We start from the raw sequence: 16,432 nt of genomic DNA, 5'->3' as shown, positions 1-16,432 counted from the left end.
TGCGGCATCCACCTCACCTTGATCAATCACCCATGGTCCAGCACATCTCAAGGCGGTTGCTTGCCGGAATCGGCGCTTCAGTGGTCAGCGTCACTCTTGTGGCCTGCGGCGGTGGCGGCGGTGATTCGGCAGGAAACTTTGACGGAGAAGTCAAAGTCGGCATCCTCCACTCTCTGAGTGGGACCATGGCCATCTCGGAAACGACCCTGAAAGAGGTCGAAGAGATGGCAATCAAGGAGATCAATGACGCGGGCGGCGTCAAAGTAGGAGATAAGTCATACAAGATTGTTGCCATCACCGAGGATGGTGCTTCAGACTGGCCCACTTTTGCTGAAAAATCGCAGAAGCTGATTGACTCCGACAACGTCGCCGTTGTCTTCGGTGGCTGGACTTCAGCCAGCCGCAAGGCGATGCTGCCTGTGTATGAGGCCAAGAACCATATGCTGTTCTACCCCATTCAATATGAGGGTCAGGAATGCTCCAAGAATATCTTTTACACCGGTGCCGTCCCGAACCAGCAGGCCGAGCCTGCCGTGGACTGGCTGATGAAGACCTATGGCGACCAGCTGGGTAAGAAGGTCTACCTTGTTGGTTCTGACTACGTGTATCCACGTACGGCCAACACGATCATCAAGGAGCAGATGAAGGCCCTTGGGGGCGAAGTCGTCGGCGAAGACTACATCCCCCTGGGCAATACGGAAGTCGCCCCCATCATCGCCAAGATCAAAGAGGCGTTCCCTGATGGTGGCATCATCATCAATACCTTGAACGGCGACTCCAACGTTGCCCTCTTCAAGCAGTTCAAGGCCGCTGGCATTGATCCGGCGAAATATCCGATCATGTCCTTCTCCATCGCTGAGGAGGAGATTCGCCAGATTGGTCCTGAGTACACCACCGGCACTTACGCCACCTGGAACTACTTCATGAGCCTGGATACTCCAGCCTCCAAGAAGTTCACCGAAGACTTCCAGGCCATGTATGGCGCTGACCGGGTGGTCGGCGACCCTGCGGAGTCGGCCTACAACATGGTCTACCTCTGGAAGAATGCGGTTGAGAAGGCTGGAACCTTCGAAGATCTCGACAAGGTCCGCGAGACGATGATCGGCATCACGTTTGACGCTCCCCAGGGCGAGATCAAGATGTTCCCCAACCACCACACCTCCGAGCGTGTGCTGATTGGTGAGGCCATGCCTGACGGCCAGTTCAAGATCCTGCAGGACAGTGGCGAGGCCATTCCCCCCCTGCCCTGGAACCAGTTCGTGCCCGAAACCAAGGGCTACACCTGCGACTGGACTCAGGATCGTCCTGACGCCGGCAAGTTCAAGATGTGATTCAAGATGGGGAAGTCTTCAGGGATTTCCCCCTCCAAATTCTGCCGCCACTGCTACGAATCGTCAGTCTTCCCACCTGCAGATCCTCTCAGCCATCGGCAGGGACTGGCCATGCTGCCTAGAAACCAGGATTCTTTGATTCTCCAAGCGTCTGAGCGACAGTAGGACCCATCCCCCACCCATCAGGTCTGGACACGTTCTGGCCTGAGATTTTCGGCCATTACTTCCGTTGGAACTTTTCTTCTCTCAGATCCTTGATGGTCTCAGCATCGGCTCGGTGCTGTTGCTGGCCGCCACTGGACTGGCCATTGTCTTTGGCTTGATGGGTGTGATCAACCTCGCCCATGGCGAATTGATGATGCTTGGTGCCTACGTTACCTACGTGGTCCAATCGGTGTTCAGGCCGATGGGTGGCCTTGCCTTCGAACTCTATTATCCAGTTGCTCTCGTATTTTCCTTTATTGTCACGGCCCTTGTGGGTGTGCTGCTGGAGCGAACACTGATCCGCAAGCTCTATGGACGCCCCCTGGAAACACTGTTGGCCACATGGGGAGTGAGCCTGATCCTGATTCAGCTGATCCGAAGTATCTCCACGGCCATGTTGCTGGGCATCCTTCTGACTGTTGCCCTTGGTTATTTTGCCAGTAGGTTCTTCACGGCCAAGTTTGGGGATCGTCCCTTTTTGCCATACATCACAGGGCTCCTGTGGACAGCTGCTGTTGTCATCGGTTTGGTCTCCGTGAATCAGTTGTCTGTGGTCCGTGCCCTTGCCAGCCCCTGGTTCGGACCAAGGAATATTGATGTCACCGCTCCGAAGTGGCTGCAAGGAAGCTGGGGGGAGATTGCTGGGATCGAACTCCCTGGCCTGAGGATCTTCATCATTCTCCTCTCTGCCTTGATGTTGCTGGCCACCGTTTGGTTCCTCACCAAGAGTGCCTGGGGTCTGCGTATTCGTGCCGTGACGCAGAATCGCCAGATGAGCAATTGCCTGGGCATCCCGACGGACCGCGTCGACAGCATCACCTTTGGCCTTGGATCTGGTCTGGCCGGAGTCGCGGGCTGTGCCATCACCCTGCTGGGATCTGTGGGTCCCAATCTCGGTGCTGCTTACATCGTGTCCTGCTTCATGGTGATTGTACTGGGAGGCGTGGGAAATCTGCTCGGCACCGTTTTGGCCTCTTTGATGCTGGGCATTATTCAGTCTGTGGTGGGCTCTGGTTCGCTTCTGATTGTCTTCCCAGACATGCCTGCAGCTGCACGAGCAGTTGTTGAGTTCTTTGCCACCACCAGCATGTCGTTGGTGCTGGTGTTCATCTTCATCATTGTCTTCCTGCAGTTCCGGCCTAACGGGATGTTCCCTCAGAAGGGGCGTTCGGTTGATGCCTAAACCTTCCATGCAACGTCGCTCAGCCCACTGCTACCGCTTCTCTTTCTGGAGGTCCAACCCATGAAGATCTTCCGAAAACTCCTTCCCTGGATCCTGCTGGCAACGGCATTTTTTATCCTGCCTGCCATTCTGAGTGACTTCAGGCTCAACCTGTTTGGCCGCTACTTCTCGCTGGCAATCACGGCCCTTGCCATTGATCTGATCTGGGGATACACAGGCTTGTTAAGCCTTGGCCAAGGCATCTTTTTTGCTCTAGGTGGTTATGCCGTTGCCATGTATCTCACCCTCAACACAGAGGGTGAGGCGGGAGGCAATGGCATCCCAAAGTTCTTTGAGAACTACGGTGTTGATCAGTTGCCCTTCTTCTGGCAGCCGTTCTGGTCTCCTATTTTTACCCTGATCGCCCTTTGGCTGATTCCGGCCATCATTGCTGGTTTCGTTGGTTACCTGATCTTCAGGAACCGTATCAAGGGCGTCTACTTCTCAATCATCACGCAAGCGGCGCTGATGGTTTTCTTCCACTTTTTCAATGGTCAACAGAAGTTGATCAATGGCACCAATGGTTTGAAAACAAGCACTGCAGAGCTGTTTGGACAGCTGGTGGGATCCAGTGATATGCAGCTGTTGTTCTACAGACTCACAGTGCTCTTGATCCCGGTTGCCTTCCTAATCTGCAGATATTTCACTAATGGCCGATTTGGTGATGCGTTGATTGCCATCCGAGACGATGAGCAAAGACTAAGATTTGGGGGCTTTAATCCGGTCCCCTTCAAGACCATCGTGTTTGTTGTAGCTGGTGCTCTCTGTGGAGTCTCAGGTGCGCTCTACACTGTGCAGACTGGGATTGTTTCTCCCCAGTTCATGACCATTTCAACGTCCATTGAGATGGTGATCTGGGTTGCCGTCGGAGGCAGGGGAACTTTAGTGGGTCCGATTATTGGGGCGATCCTGGTTAATTACCTCAGAAGTCTGGTGAGTGAGGCCCTTCCTGAGTTCTGGTTGTTTGTGCAAGGTGGCTTGTTCATCTTTGTGGTGGTCTTGATGCCTGATGGCATCTATGGATGGTTTACAGGTGGTGGCTTCAGCCGGCTGTTGGCTGCTTTCGGCATTGCACCGATGGCGCGTACCTATCCGCAGCTTGATGAGGAGGTGGCCGCTCTTGAAGATATCTCTTGAGTTCCTGCATTCCCATGCGATCCAGCCAGGAATCCACCCATCCCATTCTCGTTTCCGCCGATGACCAATCCTCTCCTCGAACTCAAGGATGTGAGCGTTAGCTTTGATGGCTTCTATGCGCTTACAGACCTAAGCCTCACCTTGATGAAGGGCGAGCTTAAATCGATTATTGGACCTAATGGTGCAGGAAAGACGACCTTCCTTGATGTCATCACCGGCAAGGTACGCCCCACCAAGGGTACGGTGAGCTTTCGAGGTCAATCCCTGATCGGTCTTTCTGAGCAGCAAATCTCTCGTGATGGCATTGGTCGCAAGTTTCAGACTCCCCGCGTGTTTGAGAACCTGACGGTTCAACGCAACTTTGAGCTCTCTGCTTCACCCCATAAGAATGCGTTTAACTTGCTGATTGATCGCTTGCCTGTGTCCGTGAAGGATGAAGTACAACGCATCATGAACTATGTGGGCCTGGCACCCTTTGCCACCCATCAGGCGGGCTCCCTCTCCCACGGCCAGAAGCAGTGGTTGGCTATTGGCATGTTGGTGGCCCAGTCCCCCGAGGTGCTGCTGCTGGATGAGCCGGTGGCGGGCCTCACTGACGAAGAAACAGTGCGAACTGCCGAGTTGATCAAGTCGTTGGCTGGTGATCACACCGTGGTGGTGATTGAGCACGATATGGAGTTCATTCGAGATCTCAATGCACCAGTGACCGTTCTTCACCAAGGCCAGCTCCTGACGGAAGGCCCTTTGGATAAGGTGAAAGAAGATCCGCGCGTGATTGAAGTGTATCTCGGTCAGTCTGAAGACTAATTCCCCTCAACCCATCCCCCCTCTCCAGGCTCTACCGAAATCCATGACTGCCCAACCCGTTCTTCATGTCTCAGATCTGAATGTCTACTATGGCCAGAGCCATATTCTCAGAGATGTTGACCTGTCTGTTCCTGAAGGGGAAATGGTGTGCTTGATCGGCAGGAATGGTGTTGGCAAAACCACCTTTCTCAAAACCATCATCGGTCTGTTGCAGCAACGATCTGGCTCCATCCAGTATGGCGACAAGCAGCTTCTCTCCGAGGCTCCTTACCGGCGCGCCCGCGCTGGCATTGGTTATGTTTCCCAGGGACGCGACATCATCCCCCAGGTCACGGTGAAGGAGAACTTGCTGCTCGGTATGGAGGCCCTTCCGGGCGGCTTAGGCAAAAATCGGCATATTGATCCCCTCGTCTTTGACCTCTTCCCCATCCTTGAGCAGTTCCTGGGTCGCAAGGGTGGTGATCTCAGTGGCGGTCAGCAGCAGCAACTGGCCATTGCCCGAGCGCTGTTGGGCAAACCCAAGCTGCTGCTTCTGGATGAACCCACCGAAGGGATCCAGCCCTCGATCATCATGGACATTGAGCGGGCCGTGCAGCGCATCATGAAGGAGACGGGGATCAGTGTGCTGCTGGTGGAGCAGCATCTCCACTTTGTGCGTCAGTCCAACTACTACTACGCCATGCAGCGCGGCGGGATTGTGTCCAGCGGTCCCACAGACCAACTCTCCGATGCTGTGGTCCAGGAGTTTCTCACCGTCTGAGCGACCTAACTCAACAGCCGCGGTTCACCATCCAGGGCCGGGTACTGCTTTGCCGCAGGCGAGGCTTGCGTTCAGCGGCCCGTTCTGCCTGTTGTTGGCCGCTCACCAGGCGCGGCTCCTTGCTTTCCTGCTTGAGCCTGAAGGAGCCTGTGAGCGTCATCGGTGGACTGAAGATGCGGCTACCCTTTGCACCGCAATCAGGGCAATCGGTGTTCAGCTGACGCGACTCAATGCTGCGCCAGACTTCGTAGTCTTGACAGCCTTCGCTGCAGCTGAATTCATAGACGGGCATGGACACTCTTTGTTGTGTGGTGTAGGTGTCGAGGGACCCGTGCGGGCACAGATCCCCAGGACTGGATAGAGATCAGCAGGGCAGGATGTCCTGCTCAAAGATGGAAGTGGGAATGGCGAGGGTGCAGCAGGCGTTGGGAATGTCGACAATGCCGCTGACGCGACCCTCCACCGGAGCACAGCTGAGCAGCATGTAGGCCTGCTCGCCGCTGAAGCCAAACTTCTTCAGGTATTCAATGGCATTGAGGCAGGCTCTCCGGTAGGCGATGTGCACATCCATGTAATACTGCTTGCCAGAGGACTCATCCACCGAAATCCCTTCAAACACCAGATAATCGGTGAAGTGGGGCTCAACTGGGCTGGTCTTGAACATGGGATTGACCATCCCATACTTCTCCACGCCACCCTTGATGATTTCCACATGCAGATCGAGGTAGCCGGACATCTCGATGGCGCCACAGAAGGAGATCTCGCCATCTCCCTGGGAGAAGTGGATGTCTCCCATCGAGAGCTTGGCACCTTCCACATAGACGGGGAAGTAAATGCGGGTGCCCTTGGTGAGGTTCTTGATGTCGCAGTTGCCGCCATGCTCTCGAGGTGGAACCGTGCGGGCAGCCTCATGGGCCACGCGCTCAAAGTCGCCAGCAGGCAGGGTGCCCAGGATGGCGCTGTTGGGATTGGGCAGGGCCGCAAGCACGGGTTCGCTGCCGGAAAGTCCTGCGCCGTAGGTGCGGCGATCGGGGGCTGTGTTCACCAGCTCCGTTTCACGCCGGTTCCATTCCTTCAGCAGCTCATGGGATGGGGCGCAGCCGATCAGGCCAGGGTGGGTGATGCCGGCAAAGCGCACGCCGGGAATGTGGCGGGAGCTGGTGTAGATCCCCTCCAGATCCCAGATCGACTTGCAGGCTTTAGGGAAGTGGTCTGTGAGAAAGCCACCCCCATTCTCCTTGGCAAAAATCCCGTTGAATCCCCATTCATCGCCTTGAAGAGCGCCTACATCGAGAATGTCAACCACGAGAATATCGCCTGGCTGAGCACCATTGACCCAGATCGGACCGCTCAGAACATGCACCACTTCCAGGTTGACATCGGCGACGTCCTTGGGGTCATCGTTGTTCTTGATCTGGCCATCGGTCCAGTCCTTGCATTCAATGCGAAAGACTTCACCGGGGTTGACAGACGCGACTGCGGGAATGTCAGGGTGCCAGCGGTTATGGCCCGGCATCTCCTGCTGGTCCATGGACTTGGTGAGGTCAATATTGAAGAGTGTTTTGGGCATGGAGTCGCAGCGTCATTCCTGTTTCGTTGGCATCAAAGGCGAGGCTGCCCGTAGGAACAGTGTGAATGGCTACGGAATCTCTCCAGAGGCCTGGCGCTTCATTGACAGCTGGGACAGTTCAGTTGTTCGCGTCCTGGCGCGCCGTGCTGTCGTTAAAGTCGCCCCGGCGACAGAGATTGTCCTTCAAGCGTTGTGCCCATGGCTGGGGCTTGATCGTGCCGCTTGCTTCTACCTTTCCGTCGAAGTAATAGAGAATCTGCCAGTTTGATTGGCCGCTGAGGTCGCGTGCCTCAGCAGTCTCCTTGATGGACCTGCCGTAGAGATTGTCGTAGGGGGGCCAGCCAGGCGTGTCCTCAAGGCTGCAGACGGCGTTGACGGCCAGCAGGCTTCCTGCCTCAGGCTGGTCTGGGCCGAACAGGCGCACGGCTCCCTTGTAGAGGCCGTTGGACACGCCAGGTTGGAAGTCCAGAGCCAGGTCCACCCGTGTTCCCTCCAGTTGCACCAGGGCATCTCCCGCCTCGGCGTTCTGAATGGCGACTTCCTTGCCGCCACCGCAGGCGGCCAGCCCCAGCCCCAGCAGCAGGGTGAGGCCCGGCAGAGCCAGCCTGACGCGACCCCTCTGCTGGGGGCGGGGGCTGGGGTCCGTGCCCCGACGCGCCACTCCAACCCTCACCTGGTCTCTCCATGGTTGGGCAGACCCTATGACAGGTGTCTCCAGCCTGCTCAGCCTGCGCCCAACAGCTGCCGCCAGAACGGCTCAGCCTCCGGCACCGCTCCCAGCTCCTGCCCCGCCAGGCTCTGGATCGGCCGGCAGCCGAGGCTGTTGAGCAGCAGCGCGCCCGCCTGGAGCTGGGCTGGTTCGATCGCCCCGCCGGCCTCCTGGGCCAGGCCGAGGGCCAGGGCCTGAGCGCGCATCACCCCCGCCAGGCAGCCGCTCGCCAGCGGCGGGGTCAGCCAGCGCTCCCCGTGGCGCACGAGCAGGTTGGCCGTGGTGCCGCAGCAGAGCCCTCCGGTTGTGCTCAGCAGCAGGGCGTCGTCCTGGCCTGCCTCGCAGGCCTCGCGGCGGGCCAGCACCGAGGCGCCATAGGCGAAGGTCTTGCAGCCGCTGATCGCACTGCTGGCATTGCGGCGCTCCAGCCGGCTGATGATCACCCGAACGGGGTGAAAGCTGGGCCGGCATGGACTCAGCTGCAGCCAGAAGCGGGCTGCCCCAGCCGCGGGCAGGTCCAGGCCCCGCTCTCCATCGCCCCGGCTCCAGTTGAGCCGCAGGGCTCCGGTGTGGATGCCGCTGCGGCTGATCGCCTCAGCCGCCAGGGCCAGCACCCGCTCCAGCCCTGGCGGAGGTGGCAGGCCCAGCACCGTCGCTCCCCGGCCCCAGCGCTGCAGATGGGCCTCCAGCAGGTGCGGGCGGCCTCCCTCTACCAGCACCGTTTCAAACAGCCCATCGGCCAGGTTCAGCCCCCGCTCCGAGAGCGGCACGCTCAGCTGCCCCGGAGCGCCCCAGCGGCCCCCGCCAGGTCCATCGATCCAGGCGATCGCCGCCGCTGCCGCCGCGCCGCTGCTCATGCCAGGGCCTCCAGCAGGGGGTCGAGCTTCCAGGCCAGCTCCCTGGCCTCGTCCGCGGGGCTGGAATCGGCCACGATGCCGCAGCCGGCGTGGGCCCGCAGCCGCTGGCCCCGCAGCATCAGGCTGCGGATCAGGATGTTGCTGTCGAAGCGGCCGGCGGCATCGAGCCGGAACAGGGAGCCGCAGTAGGGCCCCCGCGGCACCGGTTCGAGGCCGTTCAGGCGGCGGCAGGCCCGCAGCTTGGGGGCCCCCGTGATCGAGCCTCCTGGCCAGCAGGCCCGCAGCAGCTCCTCCAGGCTGGTGCCGGGGCGCAGCTCTCCCTCCACCACGGAGGTGAGGTGGTGGACCTGCCGGTAGCTCTCCAGCCCCACCAGCTGGGGCACGCCGATCGAGCCGGGCCGGCAGACGCGGCCGAGGTCGTTGCGCAGCAGGTCCACGATCATCACGTTCTCGGCGCGGTCCTTGGCGCTGGTGATCAGTTCGGCCGCGGCGTCGGCATCGGCCTCCGTCTGGGCATGGCGCGGGCGGGTGCCCTTGATCGGCCGGGTTTGCACACGCCCATCGTCCTGGAGCTGCAGGAAGCGCTCCGGCGAGGCCGACAGCACCGCCTCGGCCCCGGGCCCGAGGCAGCGCACCGCCAGGCCGGCGAACGGTGCCGGACAGTGGCGCCGCAGCCGCCCGTAGAGGGCTAAGGGGGAAGCTGCGGCGGGCAGCTGGGCCTCGCGGCAGGCCGTGAGGTTGGCCTGGAACAGATCCCCCTGGGCGATCCGTTCCCGCAGCTCCGCCACCTGGCTCGCAAAGCGTTCGGGCTCGGTGTGCCAGTGCCAGCGTTGGGGGTCGAGCCGGGGGGCCTGGAGATCGCCGTGCTCGTCGTTGTCGGCTCCGGCCCGCGGCGCAGGCAGAGCCTGGATCAGCGTTTCCAGGGCGGCCAGCCGGCCGCGATCACTCCCCTCCAGCCACAGCCGCCGCTGCTGCAGATCCCAGCGCAGCAGCGGGTCGTAGCGGCCGGCCCAGAGCACCGCCATGTCCGGGGACCGCCAGTGGTCCGCCGGCTCCACCCAGGCCCCCGCCTCGTAGCCCAGCCAGCCCAGCCAGCAGCCGCCCTGGCGCCGCAGCTCGGCGAGGGCGGCGAAGGGATCGGAGCTGCCGGGCTCTGTGGGCAGGCCGCGGCACTCGCGCTGCTCCAGGGGCTCCAGGGCCAGGGTGGCCCAGCGGCCCAGGGGGCTGCCATCGCCATCGAGCCACACCAGCCCGGCCTCGCCCAGGCTGGAGGCCAGCTGGTTCACCAGGCCCCAGGGGGGCCGCCAGGGCAAGGCACGCCGCTGCCAGCCGTCGGGCGGCGGGGGCGTGGTCATCGCCCGGCCAGATCGGCGCGGCCGGCCTCGACCAGGGCGGCATCGCGGATCCTGCAGCTGTCACACACCCCGCAGGGCTCCGCCTCGCCCTGGTAACAGCTCCAGGTGCTGGCGATCGGTATCCCCAGCCGCAGGGCCTCCTGCACGATGCGGGTCTTGCTCCACTGCACCAGCGGCGCCCACAGCTTCACGCCGTGGCCCTGGCGCCCGGCCCGACTGGCCAGATCCGCCAGGCTCTGAAAGGCGTCCAGGTAGTCCGGTCGGCAGTCGGGGTAGCCGGAGAAGTCCACGGCATTGACCCCCAGCACCAGGCGCCGGGCGCCGCGGGCCTCGGCCAGGCTCAGCCCCAGGGCGATGAACACGGTGTTGCGGCCCGGCACGTAGGTGCTGGGGATCACCCCCTCCTGCACGCCCTCGCCGGGGATGGCCTGGCCTGGATCGGTGAGGGCCGAGCCGCCCCAGGCGGCCAGGTTCACCTCCAGGGTGTGGTGCTCGCTCAGGCCGAGGGCGGCGGCGATACGGCTGGCGGCCTGCAGCTCGCGGCGGTGGCGCTGGCCGTAGTCAAAGGAGAGGCCGATCACCCGCTCACCGGCCTCGATCGCCAGGGCGGCGGCGGTGGCCGAATCAAGACCGCCAGAGAGCAGGGCGATCGCCGTGGCCGGCTGGTGGGAGGTGCCCGGGTCGCTGGCGGGGGGCGGAGCGCTGGCCATGGAGCGTGGTGGGGAGGGAGAGCGAGGGATCAGCGGTTCAGCTGTTGGGCTGTTCAGCGGATCGAGAGCCACTTGTGGCTCTGCAGGCTGAGTCGCCACTGGGGCTGGCGGCGCACGAAGGCCACGGCCAGCGCCTCCCCCCGGGCCGACTGCCAGCCCGGTTGCAGCAGCAGCGCCGGACGGTTGCCCAGGGCCTCGGCGCGCCGGGCCATGGCCGCCGCGAAGCTGAGGTCCGGCTCGTCGTGGATCACCACCTTGAGTTCCTGGCAGCCGCCCAGCAGGGCATCGGCCGGTGGCCTGTGGGCCTTGGGCGAGAGGGTGATCCAGTCGAACTGGCCGCTGAGGGCATCCACGCCGCTGGTTTCCAGGTGCAGAGGCAGCCCCAGCGGGGCGAGTGCCCCGCACAGGGGGCTGAGGTTGTGGTGCAGCGGTTCACCGCCGGTGACCACCACGAAGGCGGCCCCTGCCAGCGCGGCCCGAGCGGCCTCTGCTGCCAGGAGCGTCACGTCCTGGCTGGGATGGGCCGCTGCCGACCAGGAGTGCTTGGTGTCGCACCAGCTGCAGCCCACCGAGCAGCCCGCCAGGCGGATGAAAAAGGCGCTGCGGCCGGCGTGAAGGCCCTCCCCCTGCAGTGAGTGGAAGGTTTCCACCACTGGCAGTGCGGCAGGGCCTGGCTGGGAGCCAGGGGCCACAAACACCGCCAAATCAGCTCACTCGCAACACCCACCAACACTAGGCAGCCTGGGAGAGGGCCTTCGCGCCTGCCCTTGGGCTCGATGCCGATCCCCTTGGTGAGAGAATCACTACACGGTGCCTGACGGTCGTTCAGCATGCAGTGAGGTTTGCAAGGCCTGGGTCGATGAGTTCACCGGATCTGCCCACACTGGCGCGCTATGGCCTGCTGCGTCCCTTCCTGCGGCAGCAGCGGCTGGAGCAGCTGCTGGCTCCAATCGAGCTCACCGAGGAGGAGCGGGAGGCGGCCCTGGCCCAGTTCCGCCAGGACAATGGCATTGAGGACGATGCCCAGCTGAGCGAGCTGCAACGGGCCCTGCTGCTCAGCGATGCCGACATCGAGTATCAGCTTCAGTTCCCTGTGAAGGTGTGGAAATACTCCGTGGAGCAGTTCTCCGCCAAGGCGGAATCGCGCTTTCTGGCCAGAAAGGGCAGCCTCGATCAGGTGGTGTACAGCCTGTTGCGCACGGGTGATGCCAACCTGGCGCGGGAGCTGTTCCTGCAGATCAGCGAGGGGGAATCGAGTTTTGATGAACTGGCCGCCAGCCATGCCGAGGGCCCTGAGCGCGCTACCAGGGGGATCGTCGGTCCGGTGCCCCTGGCCCAGGCCCACCCCGAACTGATGCAGCGCCTGCGCACGGCCAGGCCTGGAGTGGTGCTCGAACCGTTCCCGATCGGTGAGTGGTGGCTGTTGGTGAGGCTGGAGTCTCTGCAACCGGCCAGTTTTGACGACGAGGTGGCGGACGCCATGATTCAGGAACTGCTGGACGAATGGCTGGAGGAAGAAGTGGACGCGCGCCTGGCCCAGTTGCGCGAGACGACAAGGCAAGCCGTGGTGGTGGCCAGATGACCACCAGTCCCCAGGGATTACAACTCGAGCGGCACACAGCCTTCGCTGGCCTCTCCGAGGCGGCTATCGCCCGTCTTCAGGACGGCTGCCAGCGGCGCAGCTTCTCCCTGGGGGAGCCGCTCTGCCACGACAGCCTGATCCCCTCGGAGGTGTTGCTGGTGCTGGAGGGTACGGCCCGCCTGCTGGTGCGCGATCAGGGGGCCCTGCGCAGTGGCGCCCGGCTCGGACGCGGCAGCCTGGTGGGACTCGCCTCGCTGCTGCGGGCCGCTCCCTGCGAGGAGGTGAGTGCCGCCTCCGCCATGGAGGCCCTGGTGCTGCCCGATCAACTGGTGCTGGAGCTCCTGGCCGAGCAGCCGAGCTTTGCGGCCTGGTGTGCCTCGGAGCTGTTCACGGCAGAACTGCTGGACCTGCTCGCCGGGCTGCTGGCGCGTCAGTCCAGGGGCGGGTCGTCCTTGCTGGAACTCCATGGGCAGGTGGTCTCGGAGGCGAGGCTGGTGGCTCCCGAGGCTGACGCCCTGGCCGCGCTTCCCTCCGGGATGGTGCTGTTCGCTGCGAGCTCCAACCTGCCCGGCCAGGCCCTGGGTGCCCGCCTGGACCCCCACTTGGGAGTGCCGGCCTCAAGGCCACCGCTGCCGCCCCGGTTGATCGCCCTGCCGGAGACGCTGGTGGCCAGCCTGGCCGATCCGGTGGCCCCTGAGGTGGATCTGGAAGGGGCCGAGGCTGACCCTGGGACGGAGGGTTCCTCCGCCCTGGTGCCCGTGGGTGCGGGCGAGGGCCCCCAGGCCAGCCGTCTCGACCTGGGGCAGCAGCCCAGGCCGGAGCTGCGCCTGCTGCGGGGCAGTGGGCCCCTGGAGGAAACCCTCGCCTGCTTCCAGATGCTGGCGATGGAGCTGCGGCTGCCCTTCCGGCGGGACTCGATCGAGAAGATCCTGCGGGACGTGCTGCGCCGCGGTCAGACCCCTGACCTGCAGCTGTGCGGCAACATCGGCGCCCTGATGGGCCTGCACGTGAGTGGCGTGCGGGTGCCGGCCTCCCAGGGCACGCGGTTGCAGGTGCCGGCCCTGGTTCCCTGGAAGGGGGGCTTCGCGCTGGTGCGGGCTTCCGACGCCCGCGGGCTGGTGCTTGCCTCGCCCCGGGATGGCTGGGTGGAAGTGGTCCCATCGGAGATGGAAGCGACCTTCCCGGACGGCATTGAACTGCTGCTGATGGAGCGCAGCAACAGCACCCCCGACCAGCGCTTCAACTTCAACTGGTTCTGGCCCTCCCTGAAGCGCTACCGCGGCCTGCTGCTGCAGGTGCTGGTGGCCTCCTTCGTGGTGCAGCTGTTCAGCCTGGCCAATCCGCTGCTGATCCAGGTGATCATCGACAAGGTGATTGCCCAGCGCAGCCTCGACACGCTGCAGGTGCTGGGCATGGCGCTGGTGGTGGTGACCCTGATGGAGGGATTGATCGGGGCCCTGCGCACCTTCCTGTTCACCGAAACCACCAACCGCATCGACCTGCGGCTCGGCGCCGAGGTGATTGATCACCTGTTGCGCCTGCCGCTGGGCTACTTCGACCGCCGCCCCGTGGGCGAGCTGGGCACCCGGGTGGCCGAGCTCGAGAACATCCGCGAATTCCTCACCGGCCAGGCCCTCACCACCCTGCTGGACACCGCCTTTTCGGTGATCTACATCGTGGTGATGGTGTTCTACAGCTGGCTGCTGACCCTCATCGCCCTCTGTGTGCTGCCGATTCAGATTGGCCTCACGGTGCTGGGGGCGCCCCTGTTCCGGCGCCAGTACCGCCAGGCGGCCGAGGAGAATGCCCGCACCCAGAGTCACCTGGTGGAGGTGCTCACCGGCATTCAGACGGTGAAGGCCCAGAACGTGGAGATGATCAGCCGCTGGAAATGGCAGGACCTCTACTCCCGTTACATCGCCCGCAGCTTCGAGAAGACGATCACCGGCACCGCCCTGGTGGAGACCTCCCAGGTGCTGCAGAAGCTCTCCCAGCTGCTGGTGCTCTGGGTGGGGGCCAGCCTGGTGCTCAAAGGGGAGATGAGCCTGGGCCAGCTGATCGCCTTCCGCATCATTTCCGGTTATGTCACCCAGCCATTGCTGCGCCTTTCCTCCATCTGGCAGAACATTCAGGAGCTGAAGGTGTCCTTCGAGCGCCTGGCTGATGTGGTGGACACTCCGGAGGAATCCAACGAGGCCGACAAACAGAAGATCCCCTTGCCGCCGATTGGTGGCGACGTTGAATTCCGGGATGTGACGTTCAGCTTTGAACCGGGCTCGCCACCGGTGCTGCGACACGTGGATCTGCAGATTCCGGCCGGCACGTTCGTGGGAGTGGTGGGTCAGAGCGGCAGCGGCAAGAGCACCCTGATGAAGCTGCTGACCCGGCTCTACTCGCCCAATGAGGGCAAGATCCTGATCGACCGCTACGACATCGACAAGGTGGAGCTCTACTCGCTGCGCCGCCAGATCGGCATCGTGCCCCAGGAGCCCCTGCTGTTCAGCGGTTCCGTGGCTGAGAACATCGCCCTCACCGATCCCGATGCCAGCAGCGATGCCATCGTGGAGGCCGCCCGGCTGGCCTGCGCCCACGACTTCATCATGGAACTGCCTGGTGGCTACAGCGCCAACGTGGGCGAGCGCGGCGCCGGCCTCTCCGGGGGCCAACGGCAGCGCCTCGCCCTGGCCCGTACCCTGCTGTCGCGCCCGAAGCTGCTGGTGCTCGATGAGGCCACCAGCGCCCTCGACTACGACACCGAGCGGCGTGTCTGCGACAACCTGTTGGAGAACCTCCGCCACTGCACGGTGTTCTTCATCACCCACCGCCTTTCCACCATCCGCCGGGCTGATCTGATCGTGATGCTCCAGGATGGGGCTGTGGTGGAGACAGGCACCCACGACCAGCTGATCGAGCAACGTGAGCGCTACTACGCGCTCTACCGCCAGCAGGAGGCCTCGTGACCCCAGAGCACTCTCCAACCCCAACCCCCGCCAAGTCGGCTGAGTCGGCTCTGGTGCCACGGGCTTCCTCCCTGGTGAGGGCCGGCCAGAACGCCCTCGAACAGCGGGTGAGGAGCGGCCATGAGGGCATGGTGCTGCAGCAGTCGCGCTTCATGGCGCGCGCGATCACCTGGGCCCTGATCGGCACCACGGGTTTTGCCCTGGCCTGGCTGGCCCTGGCCCAGACGGAGGAGGTGGTGATCGCTCAGGGCAAGCTTGAGCCGATTGGCGACGTACAGACGGTGCAGATGCCCGTGGGCGGTGTGCTCGACACCATGCTGGTGAAGGAAGGGGAGCGGGTGAGCAAGGGGCAGGTGCTGCTGCGCCTCGATAACGAAACCACCCTCGACCGACGCGACAGCCTTCTGGAGTCGATTCAGTCGAAGGAGCAGCAGTTCGCCCTGAAGCAGCTTGAGCTGCAGCGCTATCTCGCTCTCAACGACACCGAGCAGCAGGTCTTGGGGCGCAACCTTGAGCTGCAGCGCCAGGTGCTGGCCCGGCTGGAGTCGCTGCAGGCCGTGGGCGCTGTGCCCGAACTGGAGTACCTGCAGCAGCGCAACCAGACCCGCGAAGTGGAGGGCGACCTCGAGAAGACCAAGGTGGACCGCCTGCGCCAGGTGGCCATCCTCAAGCAATCCGTGTCAGAGCTGGAGGTGGAGCTCTCAGAGCTGCGCAGCCGCCTGACGGAGTCGAAGGTGAACATCCGCTATCAGGACGTGCGCTCTCCGGTGGACGGATTGGTGTTTGACCTCAAGCCCACGGGCCCTGGTTTCGTGGCCCAGGGCAGTGAGCCGGTGATGAAGATCGTGCCCCTCGATGAACTCGAGGCGAAGGTGGAGATCGACAGTGCCGACATCGGCTTCGTGCGGGTGGGCAAGCCGGTGGACATCAGCATCGATTCCTTTCCCTCCTCGGACTTCGGGGTGCTGAACGGCACGCTGGCTTCGATCGGCTCCGATGCGCTGCCGCCGGAGGAGCAAAAGCCCAACTACCGCTTCCCGGCGGTGATCAAGCTCCAGGACCAGCAGCTGCAGCTGAAGTCCGGCAATGAACTGCCGCTGCAGGTGGGGATGTCACTGACGGCCAACATCAAGCTGCGCAAGGTCACCTACCTGCAGCTGCTGCTGGGTGAGTTCAAGGACAAGACCGACTCGCTCAAGCGGCTCTGACCCGTCCGCTCAGCCAAGCT

15 protein-coding genes are annotated in these 16,432 nt (G+C 63.1%); 8 read left to right on the top strand and 7 right to left on the bottom strand.

Going from position 1 to position 16,432, the window contains the following annotated elements; translation table 11 throughout:
* Positions 1–32: 32 nt before the first annotated feature.
* The 5 genes from urtA to urtE all read left to right on the top strand — a co-directional run bounded on the left by urtA (position 33) and on the right by urtE (position 5,461).
* Complete coding sequence (gene urtA, locus ACWJIO_RS11180) at positions 33–1,331, top strand: urea ABC transporter substrate-binding protein (RefSeq protein ID WP_480313425.1); 1,299 nt, start codon at positions 33–35, stop codon at positions 1,329–1,331.
* Positions 1,332–1,560: 229 nt separating this feature from the next.
* Positions 1,561–2,718 carry an urea ABC transporter permease subunit UrtB gene (gene urtB / locus ACWJIO_RS11175; protein WP_480313424.1) on the top strand — a complete coding sequence of 386 codons (1,158 nt, stop codon included), beginning with the start codon at positions 1,561–1,563 and terminating at the stop codon, positions 2,716–2,718.
* A gap of 60 nt (positions 2,719–2,778) precedes the next feature.
* Positions 2,779–3,894 (top strand): urea ABC transporter permease subunit UrtC, encoded by a 1,116-nt coding sequence (gene urtC / locus ACWJIO_RS11170; protein ID WP_480313423.1) that lies wholly within the window; start codon positions 2,779–2,781, stop codon positions 3,892–3,894.
* 60 nt (positions 3,895–3,954) lie between these two features.
* Positions 3,955–4,701 (top strand): urea ABC transporter ATP-binding protein UrtD, encoded by a 747-nt coding sequence (gene urtD, locus ACWJIO_RS11165; protein WP_480313422.1) that lies wholly within the window; start codon positions 3,955–3,957, stop codon positions 4,699–4,701.
* A gap of 43 nt (positions 4,702–4,744) precedes the next feature.
* Positions 4,745–5,461, top strand: a complete 717-nt coding sequence (urtE, locus tag ACWJIO_RS11160; protein ID WP_480313421.1) for an urea ABC transporter ATP-binding subunit UrtE — start codon at positions 4,745–4,747, stop codon at positions 5,459–5,461.
* A 10-nt stretch (positions 5,462–5,471) separates the two neighbouring features.
* Here urtE and ACWJIO_RS11155 read toward each other — a convergent pair whose 3' ends face one another.
* The 7 genes from ACWJIO_RS11155 to ACWJIO_RS11125 all read right to left on the bottom strand — a co-directional run bounded on the left by ACWJIO_RS11155 (position 5,472) and on the right by ACWJIO_RS11125 (position 11,360).
* A complete protein-coding gene (locus tag ACWJIO_RS11155) occupies positions 5,472–5,753 on the bottom strand; it encodes an FmdB family zinc ribbon protein (protein ID WP_480313420.1) in 282 nt (93 codons plus the stop codon).
* Between the two features lie 72 nt (positions 5,754–5,825).
* Positions 5,826–7,031 (bottom strand): formamidase, encoded by a 1,206-nt coding sequence (gene fmdA / locus ACWJIO_RS11150; protein WP_480313419.1) that lies wholly within the window; start codon positions 7,029–7,031, stop codon positions 5,826–5,828.
* A gap of 118 nt (positions 7,032–7,149) precedes the next feature.
* Positions 7,150–7,692 carry a hypothetical protein gene (locus ACWJIO_RS11145; RefSeq protein ID WP_480313418.1) on the bottom strand — a complete coding sequence of 181 codons (543 nt, stop codon included), beginning with the start codon at positions 7,690–7,692 and terminating at the stop codon, positions 7,150–7,152.
* Between the two features lie 62 nt (positions 7,693–7,754).
* Positions 7,755–8,597, bottom strand: a complete 843-nt coding sequence (locus ACWJIO_RS11140; RefSeq protein WP_480313417.1) for an aminotransferase class IV — start codon at positions 8,595–8,597, stop codon at positions 7,755–7,757.
* A complete protein-coding gene (locus tag ACWJIO_RS11135) occupies positions 8,594–9,952 on the bottom strand; it encodes an anthranilate synthase component I family protein (RefSeq protein WP_480313416.1) in 1,359 nt (452 codons plus the stop codon). The genes ACWJIO_RS11140 and ACWJIO_RS11135 overlap by 4 nt, the downstream gene beginning before the upstream one ends.
* Positions 9,949–10,662 carry a 7-cyano-7-deazaguanine synthase QueC gene (gene queC, locus ACWJIO_RS11130; protein ID WP_480313415.1) on the bottom strand — a complete coding sequence of 238 codons (714 nt, stop codon included), beginning with the start codon at positions 10,660–10,662 and terminating at the stop codon, positions 9,949–9,951. Before queC ends, ACWJIO_RS11135 begins: the two co-directional genes overlap by 4 nt.
* 53 nt (positions 10,663–10,715) lie before the next feature.
* Positions 10,716–11,360, bottom strand: coding sequence for a 7-carboxy-7-deazaguanine synthase QueE (locus tag ACWJIO_RS11125; RefSeq protein WP_480313414.1), 645 nt, complete (start codon positions 11,358–11,360; stop codon positions 10,716–10,718).
* Positions 11,361–11,521: 161 nt separating this feature from the next.
* On the opposite strand from ACWJIO_RS11125, the gene ACWJIO_RS11120 reads away from it, so the two are divergent.
* The 3 genes from ACWJIO_RS11120 to ACWJIO_RS11110 are packed head-to-tail and all read left to right on the top strand — an operon-like array spanning position 11,522 to position 16,412.
* The gene (locus ACWJIO_RS11120; protein ID WP_480313413.1) at positions 11,522–12,244 is read left to right on the top strand and encodes a peptidylprolyl isomerase; all 723 of its coding nucleotides are present in this window, start codon (positions 11,522–11,524) and stop codon (positions 12,242–12,244) included.
* Positions 12,241–15,204 (top strand): ABC transporter transmembrane domain-containing protein, encoded by a 2,964-nt coding sequence (locus ACWJIO_RS11115; protein ID WP_480313412.1) that lies wholly within the window; start codon positions 12,241–12,243, stop codon positions 15,202–15,204. Before ACWJIO_RS11120 ends, ACWJIO_RS11115 begins: the two co-directional genes overlap by 4 nt.
* A 53-nt stretch (positions 15,205–15,257) precedes the next feature.
* Positions 15,258–16,412 (top strand): HlyD family secretion protein, encoded by a 1,155-nt coding sequence (locus ACWJIO_RS11110; RefSeq protein WP_480313411.1) that lies wholly within the window; start codon positions 15,258–15,260, stop codon positions 16,410–16,412.
* Positions 16,413–16,432: the final 20 nt, after the last annotated feature.

It is taken from the genome of Paraciimarium castrense LEGE 11436, assembly GCF_056633055.1.
This window is presented reverse-complemented; position numbering and strand designations above follow the sequence as displayed.

What these genes read in the sequence shown, in the direction of transcription:
- urtA (WP_480313425.1), top strand. Translation starts at nt 33, where the DNA reads ATGGTCCAGCACATCTCAAGGCGGTTGCTTGCCGGAATCGGCGCTTCA.
- urtC (WP_480313423.1), top strand. Translation starts at nt 2,779, where the DNA reads ATGAAGATCTTCCGAAAACTCCTTCCCTGGATCCTGCTGGCAACGGCA.
- urtD (WP_480313422.1), top strand. Translation starts at nt 3,955, where the DNA reads ATGACCAATCCTCTCCTCGAACTCAAGGATGTGAGCGTTAGCTTTGAT.
- urtE (WP_480313421.1), top strand. Translation starts at nt 4,745, where the DNA reads ATGACTGCCCAACCCGTTCTTCATGTCTCAGATCTGAATGTCTACTAT.
- ACWJIO_RS11155 (WP_480313420.1), bottom strand. Translation starts at nt 5,753, where the DNA reads ATGCCCGTCTATGAATTCAGCTGCAGCGAAGGCTGTCAAGACTACGAA.
- fmdA (WP_480313419.1), bottom strand. Translation starts at nt 7,031, where the DNA reads ATGCCCAAAACACTCTTCAATATTGACCTCACCAAGTCCATGGACCAG.
- ACWJIO_RS11140 (WP_480313417.1), bottom strand. Translation starts at nt 8,597, where the DNA reads ATGAGCAGCGGCGCGGCGGCAGCGGCGGCGATCGCCTGGATCGATGGA.
- ACWJIO_RS11135 (WP_480313416.1), bottom strand. Translation starts at nt 9,952, where the DNA reads ATGACCACGCCCCCGCCGCCCGACGGCTGGCAGCGGCGTGCCTTGCCC.
- queC (WP_480313415.1), bottom strand. Translation starts at nt 10,662, where the DNA reads ATGGCCAGCGCTCCGCCCCCCGCCAGCGACCCGGGCACCTCCCACCAG.
- ACWJIO_RS11120 (WP_480313413.1), top strand. Translation starts at nt 11,522, where the DNA reads ATGAGTTCACCGGATCTGCCCACACTGGCGCGCTATGGCCTGCTGCGT.
- ACWJIO_RS11115 (WP_480313412.1), top strand. Translation starts at nt 12,241, where the DNA reads ATGACCACCAGTCCCCAGGGATTACAACTCGAGCGGCACACAGCCTTC.